We start from the raw sequence: 23,708 nt of genomic DNA, 5'->3' as shown, positions 1-23,708 counted from the left end.
CCGGTCCATCGTCGCGTAAGTCACATCGGAAAGTGTGTTTCGAGCACTGAAATGGCGGGAAACAAGCGTGGTTCCGCTACGGAAGACGCGCGTCGATGCGGGCCGGACGCGCCGATGGCGCGGGCCTGTGCCTGATCACACGTGTCCGTCGGCGCGGACCGTCGTGGATCTTGGGGCTCCGGTTCGAACTTTACGTCAACTTGGCATGGAGGGCAGTCCCGGGAGGGTGACGATGATCCGGCAGCCACGGTCGGATTCGGCCACACCGATCCGGCCGCCGTGCAGATCCACCGCCCAGCGGGCGATCGCCAGGCCGAGGCCCGTACCGCCGTCGCTGCCCGGTCCGTGCGGCGAGCTGACCGCTCCCCGGTTGAACCGCTCGAAGATGTGCGCCCACTGCGCCTTCGGGATGCCGGGCCCCTCGTCCAGGACCTCCAGCTCCAGCGACTCCGGCCGCGAACCGCGCCGCGCCTTCACCGTCACCCGGCCGTGCGCGGGGCTGTGCTTGACCGCGTTGTCGATCAGGTTGGCGACGACCTGGTGGATGCGCTCCGGGTCGGCGAGCGCGGTCAGCTCGGGCGGGGTCACGTCGAGGTGCAGATGGACGTCCGTCCGCGTGTGACTGCCCGAGCCCGACGCGATGCCCGCGCGCGCGGAGGCGACCATGTTGGCCTCCTTGAGCACGCCCGAGAGATACGGCCACACCTCGAACCGGCGCGTCTTCAGCGGTACGACGCCGTTGTCCAGCCGGGAGAGATCGAGCAGCGTCTCGACGAGACGTCCCAACCGCTCCGTCTGCTTCAACGCCGTCCGCATGGTCTCCGGATCGGCGGCCGAGACGCCGTCGACGACGTTCTCCAGTACGGCGCGCAGGCCCGCGATGGGGGTGCGCAGCTCGTGCGAGACGTTCGCGACGAGTTCCTTGCGCTGGCGCTCCTGCGCCTCCAGCTCGTCGGCCATGACGTTGATCGTCCCGGCCAGGTCGCCCAGTTCGTCACGGCGGTTCTCGCGCACCCGGCGCGTGTAGTCGCCGCGCGAGATCGACCGGGCCACCGTGTTCATCTCGTCCAGCGGCGCGGTGAGCGAATGCGCCACGAACTGCGTTATCAGCAGTGTGGCGATCATCGAGAAGACCGTGATGAAGCGCAGCTCCGTCGCCGTGCGCATGGCGATCATCATCAGCCCGGTGGTGATGAGCACCGCGATGACGACCAGCGCGCCCAGCTTGGTCTTGATCGAGAACGGGCGTACGCCGCCCCAGGGTTCCCCGGGGCTCCTCCGTGACGTCGGCCCTTCGTTCGTCATGGCGTCGGTGTCTCCAGTGCGTAGCCGACGCCGTGCACCGTGCGGATCCGCTCGGCGCCGATCTTCCGGCGCAGCGCCTTGATGTGGCTGTCGACGGTGCGGGTGCCGGAGGCATCCGCCCAGTCCCACACCTCGGCGAGCAGCTGCTCGCGCGAGAGCACGGCACGCGGGGTGTTCGCCAGGCACACCAGCAGGTCGAACTCGGTGGGCGTGAGATGAACGTCCTCGCTGCGCACCCGTACCCGGCGCTGCGCGTGGTCGATCTCCAGCTCGCCGAGGCGCAGGATGCCCGAGCGCGGGGTGGACGCGGCCACCACGGCACGCTCCACCCGGCGCAGCAGGACGTGCACGCGCGCCGCCAGCTCCCGCATCGAGAACGGCTTGGTCATGTAGTCGTCGGCGCCGACCCCGAGCCCGACCAGCATGTCGGTCTCGTCGTCGCGCGCGGTGAGCATCAGCACCGGCACCGGGCGGGCGGCCTGCACACGGCGGCAGACCTCCAGCCCGTCGAAGCCGGGCAGCATGATGTCGAGGATCAGCAGATCGGGCTGCCAGGCCTCGGCGGTGTCGACGGCCGAAGGCCCGTCGCCCGCGGTCTGCACGAGAAATCCCTCGGCACGCAGACGGGCCGCGATGGCGTCGACGATCGTCGGGTCGTCCTCGACCACGAGCACCCGGCGCTGCGCGCCCGGCGTGGCCGTGGCCGTACCGTTGTGGGAGGTGTGTGTCTGCTCCATCGCCCGCCCCTGAAGTGTGCTTTCCGGAACCAGTGGGGTGATCCCATGACTGCGCTTGACGCTTGAATGATCTGCGCCAGGGAAGCAGAGTACGGGGAGTGACGTCGCCTTTGCTATCCAGGTCGTACGGCGAGATGCACGACGTCGGGAACTCCTCGGGCAACCGGGATCTCTTCGGTACGCACCCGTTGGAACCCGGCATTCCATAAGGTTCGCTCAAATTCCGGAGAGGGCTGCGCCGACCATACGGCGAGTACCCCTCCCGGTCTCAACACCCTTGCGCAGCTTGCCAGTCCGGCCGGTGAGTAGAGGCTGTCGTTGCCCTCGGTGACGGTCCAGCCGGGGCCGTTGTCGATGTCGAGACAGAGCGCGTCGAAAGTGGCGCAAGTCTCATTGACGAAAGCGACTAGATCCGTTTTCACAATGTCGGTCCGCGGGTCGGCGAGAGCGGCCGCGGAGAGGGCCGAGAGCGGGCCTGAACGGTGCCATTCGACGATCGCGGGTTCCCGTTCGACGACCGTGATCCGGCCCCAGCGCGGGTCGGCGGCGGCATGCGCGAGCGAGAACCCGACGCCGAGCCCGCCGATCAACACGTCCGGCGGCACGTCGGGTTCGGGGCGCGGGTCGAGGGCGTCGCGTGCGGCGTCGACCAGCAGCCGCTCCGACCGCCCGTCCGAAGTGTCCATGAGGAAGCACCCGTTGGCGATGATCTGGAGCAACTCCCCGTGCCGGCGCAGCACGACCTCGCCGTAGGGGCCCTCGCGACGGTCCAGGACAACAGGGGTGTCATACGGGGAGGTGTCGTACGCGGTGGTCATGCAACTCATCCTGGCAGTTTCACCGGATCGTGCGGCCGAATTAACCCAGGGCGAACACGTCCGGGTGCAAGGTACCTGCGGACGCGCGGGAAGGCTTTCAGGTTGCTGTGAATCGGCTCTCGCGTGGCGTCGGTCATAGACAGGGGCAGGTGGGACGGCGAAGGGTGGGGTGTGAACCGGAAGGAGCGCCTCACCGTGGAACGGATCGCGACGGCCGACACCCAGGCCTCCGCCACGCCTTCGGGCGGGCCCCTGGCCGATGAGTCCGGGCCGGCTTCGTCCCTGGATTCCGGGCTGCTGGACGCGATGCCGAGACAGCGGGAAGTGCCGGACGGGGCTGGGGAGTTGAGGTTCGCCACGCCGACCCCGGCGGCGGTGTCCGTCTCGGCATCCACCCCCGCCGTCCCCGGAGAATCGCGCGTCCTGCTCGCGCTCCGCGGCCTCCACCCGTGGCGGCTGCTGCCCACGCCCACCGGGACGCCGTTCACCTTCTGTTACGGGTTGCTGCTCGTCGTGACGTCACTCGTGGCGCAGTACGCCGATCCGACCTTCGTGAACCATCTCCACCAGGCGTCCAGCACGGACGTCACCCACCTGCTCCGCGACCCGTTCCTCGTGCTGGTCGCCAGCGCGCTGTGGATCGTGGGCGGGGTGGTGTCGCCGTACGCGTTCCTGTTCCTGCTGGTGCTGACCGCGCTGGAACGCCGGATCGGCGGGGTACGGGCGGCCGGAGTCTTCCTGTCCGGACACATCCTGGCCACGCTGGCGACCGAAGGCACCGTGGGAATCGCGGTGTTGGTGGGCCACCTCCCCGACAGCTCTCTCCACCGCCTCGACTACGGCATCAGCTTCGGCGTGGCGACGAGCATAGGAGCGCTGGCGGGTCTGCTGCGGCCGTGGCTCGGCCTCCCGCTGATCACCCTGTTCGGCTGGTCACTGGTCACGGACCTGATCGCCTTCACCGACCCCATGACGAACTGGGGCCACCTGATCTCCCTGACGATAGGCATCGCGACCTGGCCGCTGATACGACGCTGGGCGCGGGCGGCGCAGGTGGATCGGGCGGCAAGGGCGCCTGGGGCGGCTCGGGTTGAGGTCGCGGGGGTCTGACTCCCTGCCCAGTCGGCCGCGTTCAGCTTCTTCTCTGGTCCCGCCTAGTCCCAGGGTGCCAAGTCGGCGCTCTTACCGGCCGGTTGCTCCGGTGACCACACGTACGGCGTGGTCGTGGTGATCGCCCGGAACCCCAGCCGGCGCAGGATCGGCGCGCTGTCGTCCGAGGCGTCCACCTGTAGATACGGCACTCCGCGGGCGACGGCGAGAGCGGCTCGGGTGGCCACGAGGGCGCGGTAGATGCCCTTGCCGCGCCACTCGGCGCGTGTCGAGCCGCCCATCATGTTGGCGAACTCCGTCCCCGGCCGGAAGGCGAGCCAGGCCGCGGAGACCATCTCGCCCTCCGCCTCCACGGCGTAGACGGCCATCTCGTCCGGAGCGGCGGCGATCCGGCCGAGCAGGTCGGTGGCCAGCCAGTTCAGGTCCATGTCCCAGATAGCCGATTGCAGGGCGCCGATCCGCCGCAGGTCCGCCACGGCGGTCACCCGGCGGATCGTGACCCCCTCCGGCAACACGGGCTCTCCTACGGCCATCTCCTCGGCCAGCCCGATCAGCACGGTCTCCGGTTCCTCGGGCACGAACCCCGCCGCGCGCAGCCGGTCGGTGAGGTCGGCGGGCACGTCGTGGGATCGGGTCTTCCACTCCACGCTCTCCCCGCGCACGGCGAAGAAGTCCCGCTGCCGGACGATCAGTTCGTCCAGTTCCCGCCCCTGTACGCCCAGGTCATGCGGCCCGCTCACCAACCCCCGGAACTGCCCGACGATCCGTAGCAGCGGCCCGTCCTTCTCGTACGTCACTCCGGCGGGCGGGATGGGCGGGGTGCCGCGCATCTGGTTGTCGTAGGCGGAGAGGAGGGTCTGGGTCTCGGTTTCCGGTTCTGTCACGGGGTGACGGTACGGGGAGGTGTGCGAGCCGGGGCAACTGGTTATCGGCGGGCGGTGGTGGTCTTGATGTGCCGTAGGAGGGCGGTGAGTTGGGGGCGGTGGGTGTGGAGCACGGTGGTGGGGGTGTCGCTTTCGCGGAGGGCGAGGGTGAGTGGAGTGGCGCCGATTTCAATGCAGTTCGTCTCTGCCGATCCGGAGAACGACGACTTCTGCCAGGTGATCTCGGGCATGTCCCCAACTTTCAGGTGCTGTCCGCAAGGGCGCGGATGAACTCCCGTGACTCCTTCACGGGGAGCGCGGCCTTGGTGACGCGCTCCATCAGTGCACGGTAGTTCGCCAGTTGGGTCTGCGCATCAAGGAATTCAGTGGTGGTCGCCGTGTCGAGCTGAACGGTGTCGAGCTGCGGCACGGCGCCGGAGGCGTAGGTCATCGTGAGCCCGGGGACAGGGAAACCGCCCGCGCTGAAGGGGATCACCCGCACGGTGACGTTCCGGCGGCGGGAGGCGTCGACGAGTTCCTGGAGCTGGGTGCGCATGATTTCCTGGGTGCCGAACCGGAGCCGTAGCGCTGCCTCGTGGATCACGAAGGTGCACGTCGGTGGATCATCCCGGTCGAGGATGTCGCGGCGCCGCATGCGGTGCGAGAGCCATCGCCGGAGTTCGGGCATAGGCCGGGCGGGAACGGTCTCGGACAGGACCGCACGCGCGTACAGCTCCGTCTGCAACAGGCCGGGCACGTGCATGGCCACGAAGACGCGCAGGCTCGTCGCGTGGTACTCGAGTTCGGCGAGGTCGAGACCGACTGCCGCGATGGATCCCCGGTATCCTTCCCACCATCCGCGCGTGCGGTCGCCGGCCATCGCGGCAAGGGCGTCCACGTAGCCGGTGTCCGGGCAGTCGTAGAGGGTGGCCAGCGTGCGCACGCGCTCGGCGCTCACTCCGAAGCGGGCCAGCTCCATGTTGGTGACGTGGGAGCGGTTCGTGCCGAGTCGGTCGGCCGCCTCCTGGATGGTCAGCCCGCAGTTCTCGCGCATGCGCCGCAGTTCGGTGCCCAGCCGCCGCTGGCGCTCGGTGATGAAGGTCCGTGAAGCCATGCCCCCTTCCTATCGGTCGCCGGACGACATGTCATTTACTCGTTCGGGTTATCAGGCTGCCAATCTGCGCCATTCGGTGGCACTAGTTAGGTGCGCCAGCCTACGGTGAGTCTTGAATCAACTCCACCTCGTCATAGGAGAGTTGCCATGGACGAACGCCTGCCCGAACCCCCTTCCGAGTGGCGCTACATCCTCCGCGTTCCCCACGACCCCCTCGCCCCCGCCATCGCCCGCGACACCGTCCGCTCCGTCCTCACCGGCCACGCCCTTCCCGAACTCGCCGACACCGCCGTTCTGTTGACCTCCGAACTGCTCACCAACGCCTGGCGCCACGCGCCCGGCCCTGCCTCCTTGAGTCTCAAGTGGGCGGACAAGCGGCTGAGGGCCAGTGTCTGGGACGCGGGCTTCCTGCTGTCGTACCCGACGGGCTGCCCGGAGCCGTACGCCGAAGGTGGTCGGGGGCTCGCCCTCGTGGAGCTGTGCGCCGATGCCTGGGGGAGCTTCGTGATGGGGCCTGCGCAGGGAAAGGTCGTGTGGTTCGAGCTGCTGCCGGACGCGCGGGGCCGCGTGGCGGCGTGAGAGCGGTCGCCGCACCCGGGGTACCCCCTCCAGAAAAGTGTGACACTTTAGCCGCAAGTGTCACACTTTCGCGGCTCACCCTTCCCTGATCGCGCGATCGCGATACTCCTGGAACGCATGCCAGCCCGAGGGCCCTCCCGGAGTGATCAGTTCTCCTGAGGAGCAGTCCAGCACCTTGCAGCCGAAGGCGCCCGCGAGGCGGAAGGCGGAGGCGAGCACGTCGTCGCCGGAGCCGCGGACGTGGAGCATGATCGAGTCCACGGGATCATCCGAGCCGATGTTGAGTTCGATGGACCAGGTAGGTCCGGTGAGGTCGCCCCAGGTGGGATCCGAGAGGTCGGCTGAGGGCTCGGCCCGGCTCACGGTCGCGAGGACCTCGTGCAGCGGGCCGAAGGGGCGCGGGGCGTAGTCGTCGGGTATGTCCTGCGCCGAGGTGATGTCGTCGGGCAGATGGAGGAGAAGAACGTCCCAGCTCATGTGGACCTTCCGGGTCGGGAACGGGCGGTTGGGCTGTCGGCGGGGGTCCAGGTGAGGCTGAGCTGTTCTCCTGGCGGTCGGGGTGTGAGCGTGCTGCGGAGTCGGCTGACGGTCGCCCGCCAGGGGGCGCCGTCCGGTCCGTCCCAGAGCTCCAGGAGTTCGGACGGCTCGGTCATCACGCGGTCGAGGGCCTGGAGGGCGAGGGCGCGTAGACCGGTGAGGTCGGGGAGTGGTTCGTCCGGTCCGTAGTGGGGGTGGGCGGGCTCGCCGCCGGGGCTTTGCGCGGCGACCAGGGCCGCTGCCGCGACGGCTTCGTCGCCGACGTCCGCGTAGAGGAAGTCCGTGGTGTCGGCCGCTCGGACGAGTGCGTCCCGCACCAATCCCTGACGCGCGTCCGGAGAGGCGTCGTCGAGGCCGCCGCACCAGTCCGCCGCGGTGTCGTTGTCGAAGGGGCCGGTGTCCCAGGTGCCCATACGTCTCCCCTGAACCGTGATCGTGATTGTGATCGTGATGGCGTCGCGTCAGGGGATCGTGGCAGGCGCCACTGACATCGACCGCCGATGCCGACCGCCGATGCCGACCGTCGAGCCCCGGCCAGCCCGTAAGAGCACCCCGTCAGCGCACCCCGTCAGCGCAGCCCCAACGCACCCCGCTCCCCGGGAAGCCCCCACCGCATTTCCGTGTTGACCTGCACAGAACCCGGCGCACTACCGCTGATCGCTCACGGCGAACACGGGGTGGGGAACAATCGAAGACGCCCAAGCATTGAGTCGGCATAGCTCAACTTGACTGCCTAAGGGGAGATCATGGCTTCGACGTCCACACCGCTCACCCTGCCCGTGCTGCCGCTCGACGACGAGGTCGTGCTGCCCGGAATGGTGGTTCCGCTGGACCTGAACGACACCGATGTACGCGCCGCCGTGGAGGCCGCTCAGGCCGCCGCGCGGTCCGAGTCCGGAAAGCCCAAGGTCCTGCTGGTGCCACGGATCGACGGGACCTACGCGAGCACGGGTGTGCTCGGCACCATCGAGCAGGTCGGCCGGCTGGCCGACGGTGACCCGGGTGCGCTGATCCGCGGCCGTAGCCGCGTGAAGATCGGGGCCGGGACCACCGGGCCCGGTGCCGCGCTCTGGGTCGAGGGCACCGCGCTCGACGAGAGCCTGCCCGAACCCTTGCCCGGCTCCGTTTCCGAGCTGGTGAAGGAATACAAGGCGCTGGCCACCGCCTGGCTGCGCAAGCGCGGGGCCTGGCAGGTCGTCGACCGCGTGCAGGCTATCGATGACGTGTCCACGCTTGCCGATAACTCCGGCTACTCGCCTTTCCTCACCACCGAGCAGAAGATCGAGCTGCTGGAGACCGCCGAACCGGTGGCCCGGCTGAAGCTCGCCACCCAGCACCTGCGCGACCACCTCGCCGAGCAGGACGTTGCCGAGACCATCGCCAAGGACGTGCAGGAAGGCGTCGACAAGCAGCAGCGTGAGTTCCTGCTGCGGCGCCAGCTCGAAGCCGTCCGCAAGGAACTGCGCGAGCTGAACGGGGACACGAGCGACGGCGAGGAGTCCGATGACTACCGGGCCCGGGTCGAGGCAGCCGATCTTCCCGAGAAGGTCCGCGAGGCCGCGCTCAAGGAGGTCGAGAAGCTGGAGCGGTCCTCCGACCAGTCGCCCGAGGGCTCGTGGATCCGCACCTGGCTGGACACCGTTCTCGAACTGCCGTGGAACGAAAGGACCCAGGACGAGTACGACATCCAGGGCGCCAAGGCGATCCTCGACGCCGAGCACGCCGGTCTGAACGACGTGAAGGAGCGCATCACCGAGTACCTGGCCGTGCGCAAGCGGCGCGCGGAGCGGGGCCTGGGTGTTGTCGGGGGCCGGCGCGGTGGTGCCGTGCTCGCGCTCGTCGGTCCGCCCGGTGTCGGCAAGACCTCGCTCGGTGAGTCCGTCGCGCATGCCATGGGGCGGAAGTTCGTCCGGGTCGCGCTCGGTGGGGTTCGCGACGAGGCCGAGATCCGCGGTCACCGGCGTACGTACGTGGGTGCCCTCCCCGGTCGTATCGTCCGGGCCATCAAGGAGGCCGGGTCCATGAACCCGGTGGTCCTGCTGGACGAGATCGACAAGGTGGGGTCCGACTACCGGGGCGACCCGGCGGCCGCTCTGCTCGAAGTGCTCGACCCCGCGCAGAACCACACCTTCCGTGACCACTACCTGGAGGTCGAACTCGACCTGAGCGATGTGGTGTTCCTGGCGACGGCCAACGTGCTCGAAGCCATCCCGGAGGCACTGCTCGACCGTATGGAACTGGTGCGGCTGGACGGTTACACCGAGGACGAGAAGGTCGTCATCGCCCGTGACCACCTGCTCCCGCGCCAGCTGGAGCGGGCGGGGCTCAAGGACGACGAGGTCGTCATCGACGAGAGCGCGCTGCGCAAGCTCGCCGGCGAGTACACCCGTGAGGCGGGCGTCCGTACCCTGGAGCGGTCGATCGCCCGGCTGCTGCGCAAGGTCGCGGCCCAGCACGAACTGGGGCAGCGGGAGCTGCCGTTCACGGTGACCGACGCCGACCTGCGCGCGCTGATCGGACGGCCGCACCACGTGCCCGAGTCCGCCCAGGACCCGGCCGAGCGCCGCACGGCCGTACCCGGTGTCGCCACCGGACTCGCGGTCACCGGCGCGGGCGGTGACGTCCTCTACGTCGAGGCGTCGCTGGCCGACCCGGAGACGGGCGCGGCGGGTCTGACCCTGACCGGTCAGCTGGGTGATGTGATGAAGGAGAGCGCGCAGATCGCCCTGTCCTTCCTCCGCTCGCACGGCGCCGAACTGGAGCTGCCGGTGGGCGACTTGAAGGACCGGGGCGTGCACATCCACTTCCCGGCGGGTTCGGTGCCGAAGGACGGCCCGAGCGCGGGTGTCACGATGACGACGGCCCTGGCGTCGCTGCTCAGCGGCCGCCTGGTCCGCACGGACGTGGCGATGACGGGTGAGGTCTCCCTGACCGGTCGGGTCCTCCCGATCGGCGGCGTGAAGCAGAAGCTGCTCGCCGCGCACCAGGCCGGGGTCACCACCGTCATCATCCCGAAGCGCAACGAGCCCGACCTGGACGACGTCCCGGCCGAGGTCCTGGACAAGCTCGACGTCCACGCGGTGACGGACGTCCGCCAGGTCCTGGAACTGGCGCTGGCGCCGGCCACGAACGGCGCGACGTCGGAGGTTCCGGTGGCGGCGTGACGGACGTCCACCGGTAGGTGAAGGCCCGGGTCCCCTTTCGCGAGGGGCCCGGGCCATCGCCGTAGTACGGATGGCTGCTCAGCCGTTGGCCAGGGCGACCACCCGGTCCAGCGCGCCGTTGAACTTGTCGTGGTCCCCGACCGTCGTCCCGGACGACGTGTACTGCCACATCGTGTAGAACGACCATCCGCCCGGCAGCGTCCCCGGGTCCGACGCGTACCGCGCGATCCACAGCGGGTCGGCGGACGCGAAGGCGCCGGAGTTGCCGGTGCAGTCCGACCACCAGCTCGTCGCCGTGTAGATCACCACGTCCCGGCCGGTGCGGGACTTGTACGTGGACAGGAAGTCGGCGATCCAACTCACCATCGCCGCGGCCGACTTGCCGTAGCAGGACGCGCCGTACGGGTTCCACTCGATGTCGAGGACACCGGGGAGGGTGCGGCCGTCCTTGGACCAGCCGCCGCCGTGGTCGACGAAGTAGTTGGCCTGGGTGGCGCCGCTCGTCGTGTCCGGGGTCGCGAAGTGGTAGGCGCCGCGGATCATGCCGACGTCGTAGGCGCCGTTGTACTGCTGGGCGAAGTACGGGTTCGTGTAGTACGTCCCCTCGGTCGCCTTCGTGTAGGCCCACTTGACCCCGCTGCTCCACAGGGTCGACCAGGCGACGTTGCCCTGGTAGCCGCTGACGTCGACGCCCTCCGTCTGGGTGGCGTCACCGCCGGTCGGGGTGCCGTCCTGGCCGTCGTGCGCCAGGACGCCGATGCCGAGGTAGGCGGAGCCGCGGGCCGGGACCGTGGCGGCGCCGGCCGGGTGGGAGAGGCCCGCCAGTAGGAGTCCGGAGAGGGCGAGGGCGAGGGAGAGGTGCCGCAGGCGTGGGGTTCGGGGTCCGTACACCGGCACGGGTGTGGGCGTGGGCATGGCGTGCCTCCGAGGGCGCGGTCGAGCGCGGTGGGGGAGTGGGGGGAGGAGCGTTGATGTTGGCGTGGCCATGCCAGTCGTTGCGTGGTAAGGAAGCTACGCATCCAGAAGACCGCGTGGGAAGGGGGTCCGGACGACGCCGTTGGTCTAGCCCTGCGAAATACTGGCGGAGCTGCGGCGATGACGGTGTTTGGCGGAAACTTTCACGATCGGGAAAGCGGACCAATGGGTGCTGACGTGCACAAGGGCGAGGACAGGAACGGCGGCGGGCCTCCCGTGGACGGCGGCGGCCTGTCCGGAGACGGCGACGCGCTGTCCGTGGGCCCCGACGGACTCGCCGTCGACCACGAATACCTGTCCCTGGAGCGCGAGTTGACGTTCCTCTTCCGCCGGGCCCGGGCCAACCAGGGCGAGATGGCCCGCGAGGTCCACCCCGACCTGGAGTCCGCCGCGTACGGCCTGCTGGTCCGGCTGGACGAGTACGGCCGGCAGCGCGCCACCGAACTGGCCGCCTACATCGGCGTCGGCAAGGCCACGATGTCCCGGCAGCTGCGCGCCCTGGAGGACCTGGGCCTGATCGCCCGCGAGCCCGACCCGGCGGACGGCCGCGCCTGGCTGGTCGACCTCACCGTCGAGGGCCGCCGCCGGGTCGCCCACGTCCGCGAGGCCCGGCGGGCGCGCTACGTCAGCCAGCTCTCCCACTGGGACCGCCGCGAGGTCGCCGAACTGGCCCGGCTGATCCACCAGTTGAACGGGGTCATGGAGAAGTGAGACCGGTGTAGGGGCAGTTCACGGTTCGACATGCCCGGGACATCGATGTGGCGGCCGGTCACAGCTCGACGTACACGACCGTCGCGTCGTCGTGCGTCTTGCTCCGGCGCAGATACGTCCGCTCCTCCGCGTCGGCCCGCTCCAGCGCCCGGACCCGGGCCACCAACTCCGGTGCCCCTTCCTTCCGTACGAGGGCGAAGCAGTCCGCCCAGTCGCCCTGGCCGAACTTCTCCACCCACCGGGTCGCCCCGTCCGTGAGGGCGGTGAGGGCGCGGACGTCGGCGCGGGGGAGTGACCCCGTCACCGCCCGGGCCGCGACCGAGGGATCGGCGGCGGCCGTGAAGAAGCCGCCCTCCTTGTTACGGAGCGTGGTGTCGATCATGGCGTCCGTCGCGAGGGCGCTGCGCGGAAGGCGGGAGAGGCGGTCGTCCAGTACGGCGGTCACCTCGCCGGCCGGGGATACGGCCAGCAGGGCGGAGTCCGAGAGGACCAGGTATTCGACCTCCTGGGGGGACCAGCGGGCCACTACGACGGTTGCCTGTGGGGTGCGTGGGTGAGAAAGGTCACAGGTGGTGGCGTGGGCCTCAGCTGTTCGGAGGATCGCCCGGGAGAGAATCTCCGACAGGGGCAGATCCCGGTAGGAAACGGTCAGTTCGGTCAGCGCGCCGCCCAGGCGCGCGGTGTACCAGGGGACCGAATGCAGACAGCCCGTCCCCCCTCTCGGGGGCGTCACACCGTCCAGGACGATCAGCGAACCGCCCTGTCCCGAGGCCGGAAGGCCGACGCTCGCGAAGTCCTCGTTGGGGCGGTCCGGGTCGCCGGGTTCCGACACAAGTTCCGTACGCATACGGCCAGTCTGCACGACCTCTTCACAGGCTCCGCAAAAGCTTGGCACTCATGGTCGAATGGGCGCAGTCGCGCAGGTCAGACGCCTGGTTTGGGCTGTAATGGATCACTCCGGAAATGCGTGGCGGCGAATCCTGCCAAAGCCCGCCGCTCACGTCCAACCGGCACGCGCCGCGAGGGCTTTGGACCGGCCGCCGGAACTTGCCCGCCAACTCCCGTCCGGGGTTCACTCCTTCGGGTGGCGGGCCGGACGATGCGCGGCCACTGCCTACCGGCACTGGGAGGGTCGCCGTACCGGGATGACGGAGCGTCACCCGGGCCCATGGGTATCACGAGTCAGGAATGCGAGCACCGGTGCAGAAAAAGCGGCCGCGGCGCACAGGCAAGCAGACGGCCCCTCAGGGGGGCGCCACCGGTGCCGCCGTGCCCGACCCCGCGGGCAGGGGGCGCCGTACCCACGTCCGCAACCGGCTCATCATCGCCGTGGCTGTCGTGGCCGCCGCCATCGCCGCCGCCGGTGTCCCCTCCCTCATCACCGCCTCGGGCCAACTGAGCGACTCCCAGGACCTGGTGACCCTCGCCGGGCAGACCCAGGACGCGCTGTCGCTGGCCCACTCCCTCGCCGACGAGCGGGACGCGGTCACCTCCTACATCGCCGCCGGACGCCCCAAGTCCCAGGCGCCCGACGAGGACCACAGCGCCCGCGTCGACCGCCAGGTCGAGGAACTCCGCGCCGACACCGACATCTCCGCCGCGCTCCGCTCGGACCTCGACGACGTCGCCGCCGTACGACGGGCCGCGCTCACCGGCAAGAGCAGCGCGCTGGAGGCGCACGTCGCGTACTCCGGCGCCATCACCGAACTGCACCGGCTCGCCGAGCAGTTGGCGGAGAAGATGCCGCCGCGGGCCGGTTCCGGCGCCTACGCGCTCGCCGAACTCGACGCCGCCGTCCAACAGGCCGCCGCCACAAGGGGACTGCTCCTCGCCGCCCTGAACGTGCCGACGACCACCGAGACGGTCATCAGCCCCATCACCGGTCTCTCCGTCACCGAGACCACCTCCACGAAGGCCCAGGCCAAGGAGCGCGACGCCCTCAGCGCCGCCGCCCAACAGGCCCGGCTGCGCTCCGACGCCGCCCTCGCCGACTTCCGCGACGGTGCGACGAAGGACGCCGTAGCGGGCTACGACTCCGTGGTCACCGGGACCGAGGTCAACTCCGCCGAGAAGTACCTCAGCTCCCTCACCGCCCAACCCACGCTGTCCGACGACCAGTTGGACACCAGCACGAAGAAGCTCGACGCGGCGCTCTCCGCCCGCGTCGACCTGATGCGCGGCGAGGAGTCCGCGCTCTACGTGGACCGCGCCAAGAACCTCGCCCAGCTCCGCGACGACGACGTCACCGCGCTGGAGATCCGCATCGCGCTCCTCGGCGCCCTCATGCTGCTCGCCGTGGGCATCGCCACCGCCATGGCCCGCACCCTCACCCGCCCGCTCTCCGTCCTGCGCCGCGGCTCGACGCGGCTGGCCGAGGCCGAGGACCCGGCGGCCGAGGAACCCATCAAGTTCACCGGCCGCAACGACGAGTTCGCCCAGGTCGTCCGCTCGGTCAACTCCCTGCACACGCACGCCGCCGCCCTCCACGAGCGCATCGTCACCCTGGAGGCCGACCGCAAGCACCTCGTCGGCCAGCGCCAGAAGATGGCCGACGCCCGCGAGGAACTCCGCGCCGAAGTCACGGACTCGGCGGGCCAGTTGGAGCGCCTGCGCACCACCATCGGCGGCACCTTCGTCAACCTCGCGCTGCGCACCCTGGGCCTCGTCGAGCGCCAACTCGCCGTCATCGAGGGCCTGGAGGAGCGCGAGCAGGACCCCGACCGCCTCGCCACCCTCTTCAAGCTCGACCACTTCGCCACGGTCATGCGCCGCCACAGTGAGAACCTCCTCGTCCTCGCCGGCACCGAACATGTCCAACAGCACGCGGGACCCGTCCCGTTGGTGGACGTGGTCCGCGCGGCGGTCAGCGAGATCGAACGCTACGAACGCGTCCGCATCTCGGCACTCCCTCCGCACGCGCACGTGGCGGGCTTCGCCGCCGACGACCTGAGCCACCTGCTGGCCGAACTGATGGAGAACGCGAGCTCGTTCTCCCCACCGGACGCCCCCGTCGAGATCTCCGGCTGGCTCCTGGAGAACGGCGAGGTCATGCTCTCCGTCCAGGACGAGGGCATCGGCATGACCATCAGCCGCATGGCCGGCCTCAACACCCGCCTCACCGAGTTCGACCCGGAGTCTCCCTACGACCAGGAGGGCGAGGAGGGTCTGGGCCTCGGCCTGTACGTCGTGGCCCGCCTGGCCCACCGCCACGGCGTCCGGGTCCAGCTCCGCGACCAGAAACAGGGCGGCATCGCGGCGGTGGTGGTCCTCCCCGGCCCCCTGCTCGCGGCAGCCCCCACGTCTGCGGTCCCGTCCGCCACCCCGCTGACCGGCGACACCCACTCCTACTCCCTCCCCGGCGCCTCCGCGGAGGCCAACTCCAACGTCCTGCACGGCCGTTCGGACCACACGGACCCCCTGGTGGCCCTCGCGGAACAGGCGGTACGGGAGACTCCGTCGGAGACGTCGGCGGAGATCCCGGCGGAAACGTCGGCGGAAACGACGGCGGAAACGACGGCGGAGGCTCCGGCGGGAATCCCGGTGGAGATCCCGCCGGAGTCTCCCGCGGAGATGACGATGGAACTCCTGCTGCCGCTGGTGGCGGAGGACCGAGCAGCGACGGAACCCCCGCGAGCGGCAGACGGACGGGGAGCAGACGCACGGGCAGCCGCGCACGAACGGTCGGCCGCCGACGGCGAGTTCGCCCCACAGGGGCCACTCGCACCCGACGACGATGGCCGCACGGGCGGTGCGGGTGGGAACAAATTCACGGCTGACGGCGAAGCCGAAGCCGTGGAACACGAACGAGCCCAGGACGAGGACCCCGTCACGGACAAGGGCCTCCCCAAACGCACCCCCAAGATCACCCAACCCGCCCAAGCCCCGCGCCAGCGGACCGGCACAGTCGACGCGGACGCCCTACGCCGCAGACTGGGCGGCTTCCGCGCGGGAGCCTCCGCGGGCTACAAGGACGTAGAAGCGGAAATCGCCGAAAAGACCGGCCAGAACCCGGTCCCGGCACCGCGAAGCGCAACCGCACGATCCGAAGAACCCACGGGGGGCACCGTCGAGGAGGCAAGCAGTTGACCGCGCCCAGTACCTTCGGACTGAGCAGTGAAGCCCGCAACCTGCACTGGCTGCTGAGCAACCTCGTCGAGGAGGTGCCCGGCATCCAGTCGGTCGCGGTCGTCTCCTCCGACGGCCTGCTGCTCCTCTCCTCCGATCCGGAGAGGAACGCCGAGGCCAAAGAGGCTCTCGAAACCAAGCGCACCGGCCCGCGAGGCTCCGCCGCGGACCTGGCCACCATCGTCTCCGGCATCGGCAGCCTCACCATCGGCGCCGCGAAACTGCTGGACTCCGGCCCGGTGAAGCACACCATGGTCGCGATGGAGGAGGGCAGCCTCTTCGTGATGTCGATCAGCGACGGTTCGCTGCTCGGCGTGCACGGCGCCGCGGACTGCGACATGAGCATCGTGGCCTACCACATGGCGCTCTTCGTCGGCCGCGCCGGCCACGTCCTGACGCCCGAACTCCGCAGCGAGCTACGGAAATCCCTCGAAGACGCGACCTCGGGGAGTGCGCGATGAGCCGTACGCCCAACAGGCTCCCGGTGCGCGGCGGCGACCGCAAACCCGCCCGGGTACGCCCCTACTCGCTCACCGGCGGCCGTACCCGATTCGGCCATGTCCTCCTCGTCGAGACCTTCGTGGCGGCTCTCGAAGCCCCGGAGGAGCGCAAGGAGTTGACGAACGGTTCCCTCAACACCCGGGTCATGCCGGAGATGCGGGCCATCGTCGAACTCTGCCGCCGTATGCGCACGGTGGCCGAGATCGCCGCGCTGCTGAAGATGCCGCTCGGCGTGGTCCGCGTGCTCCTGAGCGATCTCGCGGACCAGGGAAAGATCCGTGTGTACGGAACCGGAACCGCTCACGGTACGGGCCGTCCTGACCGCGCTCTGCTGGAAAAGGTGCTGAGTGGACTCCGTCGTCTCTGACGCCGCCGCCTACGGCGTCGCCCCGCTCCTCAACGACGAGAAGCAACTCCTCGATGGCGAGGAGCAGTTGAGGCCCTGGCAGCAGGACCGCACCCGCGCGCCCGTCGCCACGAAGATCGTGGTGGCCGGCGGCTTCGGGGCCGGCAAGACCACCATGGTCGGCGCCGTCTCCGAGATCCAGCCCCTCCAGACGGAGGCGCTGATGACCGAGGCCAGCGAGGAGACCGACGACCTCACGGCCACCCCCGGCAAGATGACGACCACGGTCGCCATGGACTACGGCCGGCTCACGCTCGACGACGACCTGGTGCTCTACCTGTTCGGTACGCCGGGACAGCAGCGGTTCTGGTTCATGTGGGACGACCTGGTGCGCGGCGCGATAGGCGCCGTGGTCCTCGCCGACACCCGCCGCCTCAAGGACTGTTTCCCCGCGCTGGACTACTTCGAGAGCTGTGGGCTGCCGTACATCGTCGCGGTCAACCACTTCGTCGGCAGCGAGCGGTTCGAACCGGAGGACGTGCGGGAGGCGTTGACGGTCCCCGCGCACGTACCTGTCATGATCATGGATGCGCGGCGGCGGATCTCGGCCATCGAGACCCTGCTCGCCCTTGTCGGCCACGCGCTGGACGTCACCCCCGAGTAGTCGCGACCAAGGAGCCACCACCCGTATGCGGAAGATACTCGTCGTCGGAGCCGGCCAGTCCGGGCTCCAACTCGCCCTCGGACTCCAGTCGCACGGGTACGAGGTCACCCTGATGTCCAACCGGACGGCGGACGAGATCCGCTCCGGACGGGTCATGTCGACGCAGTGCATGTTCACCACGGCACTCCAGCACGAGCGCGATCTCCAGCTGAACTTCTGGGAGTCCCAGGCCCCGAAGATCGAAGGACTCGGCGTCTCGGTCGCCGCCCCCGGCTCGCACGACCCGGGGCCGACACAGCGCGCGATCGACTGGGTGGGCAAGCTCGACGGGTACGCGCAGTCGGTCGACCAGCGGGTGAAGATGGCCGGCTGGATGGAGACGTTCGCCCAGCGCGGCGGCCAACTGGTCATCCACGGCGCGGCTGTTGGGGACCTCGACTACTTCGCCCGTACGTACGACCTCGTCCTGGTGTCGGCGGGCAAGGGCGAGCTGGTCTCGATGTTCGCCCGCGACCCGGAGCGGTCCCCGTACACCGAGCCGCAGCGCGCCCTGGCCGTCTCCTACGTCCACGGTCTCGGACCGCGTCCGGAGCACCCGGAGTTCGACGCGGTCCGCTGCAACCTGGTGCCCGGCGTCGGCGAGTTGTTCGTGATGCCGACGCTCACCACGTCGGGCCGTGCGGACATCCTGTTCTGGGAGGGCATACCCGGCGGGCCGTTGGACGCCTTCAACGGCATCAAGGACCCGGCCCGGCACCTCTCCCTGACCCTGGAACTCATGGAGAAGTTCACGCCGTGGGAGTACGAGCGGGCGCGGGGCGTCGAACTCACGGACGCGGGTGGGACGTTGGCCGGGCGGTACGCGCCCACCGTCCGTAACCCGGTCGGTCAGCTGCCGGGTGGTGGCCTGGTGCTGGGTGTCGCGGATGTCGTCGTCGCGAACGACCCGATCACCGGGCAGGGGTCCAACTCCGCGTCCAAGTGCGCCGCTTCGTATCTCGCGTCGATTCTTGAGCACGGGGAGAAGGAGTTCGACGGGGACTGGATGACGGCGACGTTCGAGCGGTACTGGTCGACTGCGCGGCACGTTACGAAGTGGACCAACGCGATGTTGGCTCCGCCGCCGGAGCATATTCTCAACCTCATTGGGGCGGCTGGGCAGTTGCAGCCGGTGGCGGATCGGTTCGCCAACGCGTTTGATGACCCCGCCGATTTTGAGAACTTCTTCTATGAGCCGGAGAAGACTGGGGCGTACCTGGCCTCGGTCGCCGGAGCCTGACGGGCATCTGACCTGCGGCCGAACAGTCGTCGTTGGTCGTTATTGGTCGTCGTGGGCCGTCCTTGGACGGCCCACAGACGGCCCCGGAGAGCGTGCGTGACCTGCTACGACGTGAGATCTGGCTAAGGGCGGAAACAGTGACGGCCTGCACCGTTCGGTGCAGGCCGTCACCATGGGCAGGGTTCAGCTGAGGGGCGGGCTGTAGCGCAGGACCCAGCCGGGGCTAGGGCGGTGCACGGTGACCTCCACGGCACGGCCGGTCTTCGTGTAGCCGGTGTGCGTGATCTGAAGCAGGTTGCTACCGACCTCAACCCCGAACGCCTCTGCTTCGATCGAGGTTGCCGGGTACAGAGAGACCTCCTCAATCGCTTCGGTCTGCTCGAACCCAGCGTCACGCATCCGGCTGATGATGCCGCCAAGCCCGGGGTCAGGGTTCTCTACGCCGGCGGCCTCCGCCACGTCCACAGGCACGTACGAGTCGGCAAGCTGCACCAGGCTCTCGCCGTTGTACATGTGCCGAGCGCGGATGACGGTCTGGTCGGTGGCCGCGATGCCGAGGAGTTCGGCCACGTGAGAGGGCGCGACGTCGCGACGGATCGCGGTTTCCACCCGGGGAGTCCCCCCGAGCCGCTTGATCTCGGTCTCGAAGGCGCCCCGGCTCTCACCTGCCTCCCGTCGAGCGGTGCGGTAGCGCTCTGTGGCGTCGCGGACGATGGCGGTGTTGCTGCTCACTTCGGTGTTTCCTCTCAGACTGCGGGCAGGTCGATGGGCCACTCATAGCTGAGTGACCAAAGGGTGATGGGCATAACGTGCACGCAGACCTCCACAGCCCTGCCGCTCTCGGTCAGGCCGACATGGGTGATCTCGTAGACCAACCTGTCGGCTGAGACACCAAGGGACTCGGCTTCAGTCTTGCTCGGGGGCCGTACGTCGATGGACTCTCGGATGCTGGTCTGCTGGTACCCGAGTTCGGCAAGACGAGACTTGCTGCCGCCGTCTCCTGTGTCCTGCTGTTCGAGCTGAGTGTCGAACGCCACATCCCCAGGGAAGTACGAGGCCGCCACCTGGACCACGGTGGCATCGGCGCGCATGATTCGCGCCCGCACCAGTGCCTTAGCGGCGTGATGGATGCCCAGAATCTCGGCAACCCGCTTCGGTGGCCGCTCCCGACTGATCACGGTTGTCGCGTTCGAGGTCATCCCCAGCCTGGCGATTTCCGCCGCGAACGCACCACGGGCGCCGGCCTCTTCCCTGGCCGACTTGATGTAGCGGCCAGTTCCGTCCCGGTGGATCTTCCCGAGGATCGGAGACACGAAGGTGCCCTCACCCCTGCGGGAAATGATCAAACCCTCGTCTTCGAGCACTCGATACACGTCGCGCACGGTCTGGTAGGCGACGCCTTCGGATTCCTGAAGTTCTCGGACCTTGGGCAGCGCGGACCCCGGGGGGTACACCCCCTGCCGAATCTTCGTCCGCAGCTCAGCGGCCAGCCGCTGAACCTTCGGAACCTTGGTCTCCTCCACGCGTGACTCCCTCGGATGTGTGGCTCGCGCCCCCAGTCTTGCAGAACTAGTCCTAAGAGGATAGCCGGGATCGTTTCGCGACCGCCCGAACGAATCTCGAAGACTCTGAACTAGTTCTGTTGACACCCCCTCCGGGGCGTGTCTTAATCGTCACAGCGCACCGCAGAACTAGTTCAGCGGAGCGCAGGGAGGGCCCTTCTTTGGGCTGCTTCGAACTACACGACCGCAGAGCGCCCGGCGGGTCTCGTGAGGACGAGAACCCCTCTGACCAGGGGTTACCGCGCTTGCCGGGGAGGATCTGTTCTTTGAAAACTCAACAGAGTGTTTGAGGGGGACCCGCCCCACCTCCGCAAACAAGCGGGCGGGCGCGCACGGTTTCTGTCCCGTGCGCGGTACAGCGCAACCCGACCTTTCCGCAGCTCAACAGCTACGGCCGGTTGCCTCCGCTGTTCGTCTCGTACGAGCGGCGCTGAGGGGAGCCGGATTCCCGACTTCAACGGCGCGCGGCCCCGGGTGGCTAGACCCGGGGCCGCTGTTCGGGCCGTTCCACGCTGAGAGGAACACGACCCAATGAAGCACATCGTCACTGTTCAAGAGACTGTTACCGCGTTCGCCGACTGGATCGAGCCCACGGACGCGGAACTGGACGCGATCGAGCAGGAGATGCCCGCCATCACGGCGGGCGTCAACCTGCTCAGCGCACAGATCATCACTCTTGACCGCACCCCGAGCGAGCTGGACCAGCAGCGCATCCGCCGTGCCTGGCGCCGCCTGCTGACGGCCCGCCGTGAGCAGGCCAACCGCACCACCGAGGGCATGCCGGGGGTGGGCGCATGAGCGCCACCGACCAGAACCTGACCGCTGCGCACGCTGAGGTGAAGGCGGAGATTGCGCGGACCGACAACAAGACCGCCCTGTTGCTGGCGTTCGTCGGCGCGGTCCTCGCCGGCGCCTGGACCATCGCCAGTTCCCTCCCGCTCATCCCGCCCGCCCTGGTGGTCGGCGTGCTCGGGATGGGGCTGCTGATCGGCGCGGCAGGGCTGTTGCTGCGCTCGGTACGCCCCAACCTGAGCGGCCGGCACGGCTTCCCGTTGTGGGCCACCCTCACCCCCGAGCAGATCGCCGACGCCGTGTCCGGTGACCTTGCCGCCGACATCGCGGGGCTGTCCCGCCTGGCGGTCGCCAAGTACACGGGCCTGCGCCGCGCGGTCGACCTAACCCTCACCGGCGGCACCCTGCTCATCATCGCCGTGCTGATCGCGGCAGGGGGTGCGGCATGAACGAGGACCTGACGCTGAGCGGCCTGAGTGGACCGCTTGCGACGCTGCGCCTGCTCGCGGTCGATTTCCCGCACCTGACCGCTCCCGTCGTGGAAGTGTCGCCCATCTACCCGAAGGTGCTGCGACTGTCGCTGCACGGGATGACGTGCGACAGCTTCGGCGCGTTCGAGCAGTGGCGCCACGCGCTGAGGATCGAGCCCGACTCGGTCGACTTCCACATCCAGTGCGACCACCGCACCGCCGTCCTCGATGGCCACGGCACGTACGGGGGCGCGGAGATCGAGCTGACCGCCTACGCCACCGTGCCCGCCGGCGACACGGCCCTTGCCGAGCAGGCGGGAGGTACACGGTGAACGCCAAGACCACCAAGACCGTGCTGCCGGCCGTCGCCATGACGGCCGTGTCCATGGTCCTCACCCTCGCCGTCGTCACGATGTGGCTGGGCAGCGCGATGCCGTGGCTCGTCGCCCTCGTCGTCGGACTCGGCATCGACGGCGGATGGCTCGCCACCCTCGCCTACGAACGCCGCTTGGCCGCGCAGGGCGACCACTCCCGCGTGGTGACCGGGGTCGGCTGGTGCTTCGGTGCCATCGCGGCCGGCGTCCTCGTCGCGCACGCGCTCACCGCTGAAGCGTCCTCCGGGGCGTGGTTGGCGGTGGCGTGGCTGCCGATCGCGGCCAAGGCTTTGTGGCTGGTCCACGGGATGTGGGAGCGGACCGCGCTCACCCCGACCGCGCTGGACGCGATCCAGGGCATTCAGCAGGAAGCACGTGACGAAGCCGCCGTCGCCCGCGCCCGCCTGCGGGCCGAAGCCGCCACGGAGGCAACCCGGTTGACGGCCGTGACGCAGGCGGGGGCGAGCGTCGCACGGGTGCAGGCCAAGACCGCGCAGAGTCTGTCGCGGGCGTGGTCGACGCTGGAGACGGCCCGGCAGGGCAAGGACACCGGCAGGGCACTGACCAGCGTGACGAGGCCCGTCACGCCCGGCGTCACCTCCCAGTGGGAACTTCCCGTATGGGGACGCTCCGAGCCCGTTCCCGCCCTCGGATGGGCGGCACCCGCGCTCAGCGACGGGGACCTTGACGGCCTGGTCGACGAGATCCGTACCAGCGAGACACCCGCCCTGTCGTACCGCGAGATGGCGATGCGGTTCCGTGCGGCCGGCCACTCCGCATCCGAGGTCCGCCTCCGCGCCGCCTGGAAGCGGGTCGCCTGATGGGCATGTGGCGGGACAAGACCCCGCGCAAGGACGACGAGATCACCCGCCCGGACCCCGGCCCCATCAACCCCGCCGGCAAGTCGCCCGGCACGTGGGGGCGCGCAGGGGTCCGGCCCGGCGACTCGCCCACCGGCCCGATGGCCACCCCCAACCGCCGCCGCAAGCCGAAAGCGAGCTGACCATGCGGTCCCAGCCTCTCGCCGCTACCGGCGCATGGCTGCTGGTCATGGAAGCGGCGGGCTACCGCTGCCAGTGCACGGGGGCGTGCGGCCAGCCTCACGCCAAGACGGACGGCCGCTGCCCGCGTGAGCACGACGGATACAGCAGCAAGCACGGCCACCGCATCCGCCTGATGGCCGCGCCCGTCGACCCGCTCGTCACCGGCATCGCCGCCGCCCGCCTTCCCGCCACGGAACTGCTCGCGTGGTGCCCCGACTGCCACAGCGCCGCCGCCCGGCTCGCACGCAAGCAGGCGCCCGCGTCCTCCGTGGACCAGGGCGGCCTGTTCGACCTCTGAGGGGGAGTTGACCGTGTCCAAGTCCGAGATCCGCCGCCTGGACCGCGAGATCCAGAAGGCACAGAACAAGCTGTCAGCGGTACAGCGGGGCGAGTGGTGGCCGCTGACCGCCCGCGAGCGTCTCTCCATGACGCGCGCCCTGGCCAGTGGTGCCCACAGCGTCCACAAGGGGCGCAGCACGGGCGGAGCCGAGAGCCGGATGGAGTCGATCGACTCCTCGATCACCGCCCGGCTGACCGCCGAACTGACCGCCTTCCACAACGAGAAGCAGCGCCTGCTCACCGAGGCGGCCCGCGCCAAGGCCGCCAAGAAGTCTTCCGGCTGGTTCTGACCAGCCTGTA

At 69.5% G+C, this 23,708-nt stretch carries 28 protein-coding genes; 16 read left to right on the top strand and 12 right to left on the bottom strand.

The features are described 5' to 3' along the window. Positions 1-195: 195 nt before the first annotated feature. The 3 genes from OG194_RS15015 to OG194_RS15005 all read right to left on the bottom strand — a co-directional run bounded on the left by OG194_RS15015 (position 196) and on the right by OG194_RS15005 (position 2,860). Complete coding sequence (locus OG194_RS15015) at positions 196-1,305, bottom strand: sensor histidine kinase (RefSeq protein WP_327401354.1); 1,110 nt, start codon at positions 1,303-1,305, stop codon at positions 196-198. Continuing rightward, positions 1,302-2,042: a response regulator transcription factor gene (locus OG194_RS15010; protein ID WP_033282112.1), complete on the bottom strand. Its 741-nt coding sequence runs from the start codon at positions 2,040-2,042 to the stop codon at positions 1,302-1,304. The genes OG194_RS15015 and OG194_RS15010 overlap by 4 nt, the downstream gene beginning before the upstream one ends. Before the next feature lie 113 nt (positions 2,043-2,155). Further along, positions 2,156-2,860, bottom strand: a complete 705-nt coding sequence (locus OG194_RS15005; RefSeq protein ID WP_327401353.1) for a spermidine synthase — start codon at positions 2,858-2,860, stop codon at positions 2,156-2,158. Between the two features lie 195 nt (positions 2,861-3,055). Between OG194_RS15005 and OG194_RS15000 the strand changes: the two genes are divergently transcribed. Next, positions 3,056-3,970 (top strand): rhomboid-like protein, encoded by a 915-nt coding sequence (locus tag OG194_RS15000; protein ID WP_327407081.1) that lies wholly within the window; start codon positions 3,056-3,058, stop codon positions 3,968-3,970. A gap of 44 nt (positions 3,971-4,014) precedes the next feature. On the opposite strand, the gene OG194_RS14995 is transcribed toward OG194_RS15000, so the two are convergent. The 3 genes from OG194_RS14995 to OG194_RS14985 all read right to left on the bottom strand — a co-directional run bounded on the left by OG194_RS14995 (position 4,015) and on the right by OG194_RS14985 (position 5,947). Then, positions 4,015-4,800 (bottom strand): GNAT family N-acetyltransferase, encoded by a 786-nt coding sequence (locus OG194_RS14995; RefSeq protein ID WP_327407080.1) that lies wholly within the window; start codon positions 4,798-4,800, stop codon positions 4,015-4,017. 95 nt (positions 4,801-4,895) lie between these two features. Further along, on the bottom strand, positions 4,896-5,084 hold the full coding sequence (locus tag OG194_RS14990; RefSeq protein ID WP_327401352.1) for a DUF397 domain-containing protein: 189 nt from the start codon (positions 5,082-5,084) through the stop codon (positions 4,896-4,898). A gap of 11 nt (positions 5,085-5,095) precedes the next feature. Next, positions 5,096-5,947 carry a Scr1 family TA system antitoxin-like transcriptional regulator gene (locus tag OG194_RS14985; protein ID WP_327401351.1) on the bottom strand — a complete coding sequence of 284 codons (852 nt, stop codon included), beginning with the start codon at positions 5,945-5,947 and terminating at the stop codon, positions 5,096-5,098. Between the two features lie 147 nt (positions 5,948-6,094). Between OG194_RS14985 and OG194_RS14980 the strand changes: the two genes are divergently transcribed. Next, a complete protein-coding gene (locus OG194_RS14980) occupies positions 6,095-6,526 on the top strand; it encodes an ATP-binding protein (protein ID WP_327401350.1) in 432 nt (143 codons plus the stop codon). Positions 6,527-6,601: 75 nt separating this feature from the next. Here the strand turns inward: OG194_RS14980 and OG194_RS14975 are convergent, their stop codons facing one another. Beyond that, a complete protein-coding gene (locus OG194_RS14975) occupies positions 6,602-7,003 on the bottom strand; it encodes a hypothetical protein (protein WP_327401349.1) in 402 nt (133 codons plus the stop codon). Beyond that, positions 7,000-7,476, bottom strand: a complete 477-nt coding sequence (locus OG194_RS14970) for a DUF4259 domain-containing protein (protein WP_327401348.1) — start codon at positions 7,474-7,476, stop codon at positions 7,000-7,002. The genes OG194_RS14975 and OG194_RS14970 overlap by 4 nt, the downstream gene beginning before the upstream one ends. A 333-nt stretch (positions 7,477-7,809) precedes the next feature. On the opposite strand from OG194_RS14970, the gene lon reads away from it, so the two are divergent. Next, positions 7,810-10,227, top strand: coding sequence for an endopeptidase La (gene lon / locus OG194_RS14965; protein WP_327401347.1), 2,418 nt, complete (start codon positions 7,810-7,812; stop codon positions 10,225-10,227). Positions 10,228-10,305: 78 nt separating this feature from the next. Here lon and OG194_RS14960 read toward each other — a convergent pair whose 3' ends face one another. Beyond that, positions 10,306-11,142: a lysozyme gene (locus OG194_RS14960; protein ID WP_442811558.1), complete on the bottom strand. Its 837-nt coding sequence runs from the start codon at positions 11,140-11,142 to the stop codon at positions 10,306-10,308. 225 nt (positions 11,143-11,367) lie between these two features. Between OG194_RS14960 and OG194_RS14955 the strand changes: the two genes are divergently transcribed. Beyond that, the gene (locus tag OG194_RS14955) at positions 11,368-11,913 is read left to right on the top strand and encodes a MarR family winged helix-turn-helix transcriptional regulator (protein ID WP_327401346.1); all 546 of its coding nucleotides are present in this window, start codon (positions 11,368-11,370) and stop codon (positions 11,911-11,913) included. A 58-nt stretch (positions 11,914-11,971) separates the two neighbouring features. On the opposite strand, the gene OG194_RS14950 is transcribed toward OG194_RS14955, so the two are convergent. Beyond that, complete coding sequence (locus OG194_RS14950; protein WP_327401345.1) at positions 11,972-12,760, bottom strand: protein phosphatase 2C domain-containing protein; 789 nt, start codon at positions 12,758-12,760, stop codon at positions 11,972-11,974. 353 nt (positions 12,761-13,113) lie between these two features. On the opposite strand from OG194_RS14950, the gene OG194_RS14945 reads away from it, so the two are divergent. From OG194_RS14945 to OG194_RS14925, 5 genes are read left to right on the top strand one after another with little or no spacing between them, the layout of a single operon-like run. Continuing rightward, entirely contained in the window at positions 13,114-15,999 is a 2,886-nt protein-coding gene (locus OG194_RS14945) for a sensor histidine kinase (protein ID WP_327401344.1), read from the top strand. Further along, on the top strand, positions 15,996-16,499 hold the full coding sequence (locus OG194_RS14940) for a roadblock/LC7 domain-containing protein (RefSeq protein WP_327401343.1): 504 nt from the start codon (positions 15,996-15,998) through the stop codon (positions 16,497-16,499). The genes OG194_RS14945 and OG194_RS14940 overlap by 4 nt, the downstream gene beginning before the upstream one ends. Next, positions 16,496-16,906, top strand: a complete 411-nt coding sequence (locus OG194_RS14935; RefSeq protein ID WP_327401342.1) for a DUF742 domain-containing protein — start codon at positions 16,496-16,498, stop codon at positions 16,904-16,906. Before OG194_RS14940 ends, OG194_RS14935 begins: the two co-directional genes overlap by 4 nt. Further along, positions 16,887-17,549 carry a GTP-binding protein gene (locus OG194_RS14930; RefSeq protein ID WP_327401341.1) on the top strand — a complete coding sequence of 221 codons (663 nt, stop codon included), beginning with the start codon at positions 16,887-16,889 and terminating at the stop codon, positions 17,547-17,549. The genes OG194_RS14935 and OG194_RS14930 overlap by 20 nt, the downstream gene beginning before the upstream one ends. Before the next feature lie 25 nt (positions 17,550-17,574). Then, entirely contained in the window at positions 17,575-18,828 is a 1,254-nt protein-coding gene (locus OG194_RS14925) for a styrene monooxygenase/indole monooxygenase family protein (RefSeq protein WP_327401340.1), read from the top strand. Between the two features lie 183 nt (positions 18,829-19,011). Here the strand turns inward: OG194_RS14925 and OG194_RS14920 are convergent, their stop codons facing one another. Further along, on the bottom strand, positions 19,012-19,560 hold the full coding sequence (locus OG194_RS14920) for a UTRA domain-containing protein (RefSeq protein WP_327401339.1): 549 nt from the start codon (positions 19,558-19,560) through the stop codon (positions 19,012-19,014). 14 nt (positions 19,561-19,574) lie between these two features. Continuing rightward, entirely contained in the window at positions 19,575-20,351 is a 777-nt protein-coding gene (locus OG194_RS14915; RefSeq protein WP_327401338.1) for a GntR family transcriptional regulator, read from the bottom strand. A 570-nt stretch (positions 20,352-20,921) separates the two neighbouring features. On the opposite strand from OG194_RS14915, the gene OG194_RS14910 reads away from it, so the two are divergent. Genes OG194_RS14910 through OG194_RS14880 form a run of 7 tightly spaced genes read left to right on the top strand, consistent with a single transcriptional unit; the run spans position 20,922 to position 23,698 of the window. Next, positions 20,922-21,188 (top strand): DUF6284 family protein, encoded by a 267-nt coding sequence (locus OG194_RS14910; protein ID WP_327401337.1) that lies wholly within the window; start codon positions 20,922-20,924, stop codon positions 21,186-21,188. Further along, complete coding sequence (locus tag OG194_RS14905; protein ID WP_327401336.1) at positions 21,185-21,631, top strand: Pycsar system effector family protein; 447 nt, start codon at positions 21,185-21,187, stop codon at positions 21,629-21,631. The genes OG194_RS14910 and OG194_RS14905 overlap by 4 nt, the downstream gene beginning before the upstream one ends. Next, positions 21,628-21,984: a hypothetical protein gene (locus OG194_RS14900; RefSeq protein WP_327401335.1), complete on the top strand. Its 357-nt coding sequence runs from the start codon at positions 21,628-21,630 to the stop codon at positions 21,982-21,984. The genes OG194_RS14905 and OG194_RS14900 overlap by 4 nt, the downstream gene beginning before the upstream one ends. Positions 21,985-22,022: 38 nt before the next feature. Further along, positions 22,023-22,847 carry a protein spdB gene (locus OG194_RS14895; RefSeq protein ID WP_327407078.1) on the top strand — a complete coding sequence of 275 codons (825 nt, stop codon included), beginning with the start codon at positions 22,023-22,025 and terminating at the stop codon, positions 22,845-22,847. A 5-nt stretch (positions 22,848-22,852) separates the two neighbouring features. Continuing rightward, a complete protein-coding gene (locus tag OG194_RS14890; protein ID WP_327401334.1) occupies positions 22,853-23,029 on the top strand; it encodes a hypothetical protein in 177 nt (58 codons plus the stop codon). Between the two features lie 2 nt (positions 23,030-23,031). After that, positions 23,032-23,367, top strand: coding sequence for a hypothetical protein (locus OG194_RS14885; RefSeq protein WP_327401333.1), 336 nt, complete (start codon positions 23,032-23,034; stop codon positions 23,365-23,367). 13 nt (positions 23,368-23,380) lie between these two features. After that, positions 23,381-23,698, top strand: a complete 318-nt coding sequence (locus OG194_RS14880; protein WP_327401332.1) for a hypothetical protein — start codon at positions 23,381-23,383, stop codon at positions 23,696-23,698. Positions 23,699-23,708: the final 10 nt, after the last annotated feature.

Origin of the sequence: Streptomyces sp. NBC_01288 (assembly GCF_035982055.1) — a bacterium.
Classification (GTDB): domain Bacteria; phylum Actinomycetota; class Actinomycetes; order Streptomycetales; family Streptomycetaceae; genus Streptomyces.
The sequence above is the reverse complement of the archived record's forward strand: the minus strand, read 5'-3'. Positions and strand labels throughout refer to the sequence as shown.

Coding starts and splice junctions, on each gene's coding strand:
- OG194_RS15015 (WP_327401354.1), bottom strand. CDS start 1,305: ATGACGAACGAAGGGCCGACGTCACGGAGGAGCCCCGGGGAACCCTGG.
- OG194_RS15010 (WP_033282112.1), bottom strand. CDS start 2,042: ATGGAGCAGACACACACCTCCCACAACGGTACGGCCACGGCCACGCCG.
- OG194_RS15005 (WP_327401353.1), bottom strand. CDS start 2,860: ATGACCACCGCGTACGACACCTCCCCGTATGACACCCCTGTTGTCCTG.
- OG194_RS14995 (WP_327407080.1), bottom strand. CDS start 4,800: ATGCGCGGCACCCCGCCCATCCCGCCCGCCGGAGTGACGTACGAGAAG.
- OG194_RS14990 (WP_327401352.1), bottom strand. CDS start 5,084: ATGCCCGAGATCACCTGGCAGAAGTCGTCGTTCTCCGGATCGGCAGAG.
- OG194_RS14985 (WP_327401351.1), bottom strand. CDS start 5,947: ATGGCTTCACGGACCTTCATCACCGAGCGCCAGCGGCGGCTGGGCACC.
- OG194_RS14980 (WP_327401350.1), top strand. CDS start 6,095: ATGGACGAACGCCTGCCCGAACCCCCTTCCGAGTGGCGCTACATCCTC.
- OG194_RS14975 (WP_327401349.1), bottom strand. CDS start 7,003: ATGAGCTGGGACGTTCTTCTCCTCCATCTGCCCGACGACATCACCTCG.
- OG194_RS14970 (WP_327401348.1), bottom strand. CDS start 7,476: ATGGGCACCTGGGACACCGGCCCCTTCGACAACGACACCGCGGCGGAC.
- lon (WP_327401347.1), top strand. CDS start 7,810: ATGGCTTCGACGTCCACACCGCTCACCCTGCCCGTGCTGCCGCTCGAC.
- OG194_RS14960 (WP_442811558.1), bottom strand. CDS start 11,142: ATGCCCACGCCCACACCCGTGCCGGTGTACGGACCCCGAACCCCACGC.
- OG194_RS14955 (WP_327401346.1), top strand. CDS start 11,368: ATGGGTGCTGACGTGCACAAGGGCGAGGACAGGAACGGCGGCGGGCCT.
- OG194_RS14950 (WP_327401345.1), bottom strand. CDS start 12,760: ATGCGTACGGAACTTGTGTCGGAACCCGGCGACCCGGACCGCCCCAAC.
- OG194_RS14935 (WP_327401342.1), top strand. CDS start 16,496: ATGAGCCGTACGCCCAACAGGCTCCCGGTGCGCGGCGGCGACCGCAAA.
- OG194_RS14925 (WP_327401340.1), top strand. CDS start 17,575: ATGCGGAAGATACTCGTCGTCGGAGCCGGCCAGTCCGGGCTCCAACTC.
- OG194_RS14910 (WP_327401337.1), top strand. CDS start 20,922: ATGAAGCACATCGTCACTGTTCAAGAGACTGTTACCGCGTTCGCCGAC.
- OG194_RS14905 (WP_327401336.1), top strand. CDS start 21,185: ATGAGCGCCACCGACCAGAACCTGACCGCTGCGCACGCTGAGGTGAAG.
- OG194_RS14900 (WP_327401335.1), top strand. CDS start 21,628: ATGAACGAGGACCTGACGCTGAGCGGCCTGAGTGGACCGCTTGCGACG.
- OG194_RS14895 (WP_327407078.1), top strand. CDS start 22,023: ATGACGGCCGTGTCCATGGTCCTCACCCTCGCCGTCGTCACGATGTGG.
- OG194_RS14890 (WP_327401334.1), top strand. CDS start 22,853: ATGTGGCGGGACAAGACCCCGCGCAAGGACGACGAGATCACCCGCCCG.
- OG194_RS14885 (WP_327401333.1), top strand. CDS start 23,032: ATGCGGTCCCAGCCTCTCGCCGCTACCGGCGCATGGCTGCTGGTCATG.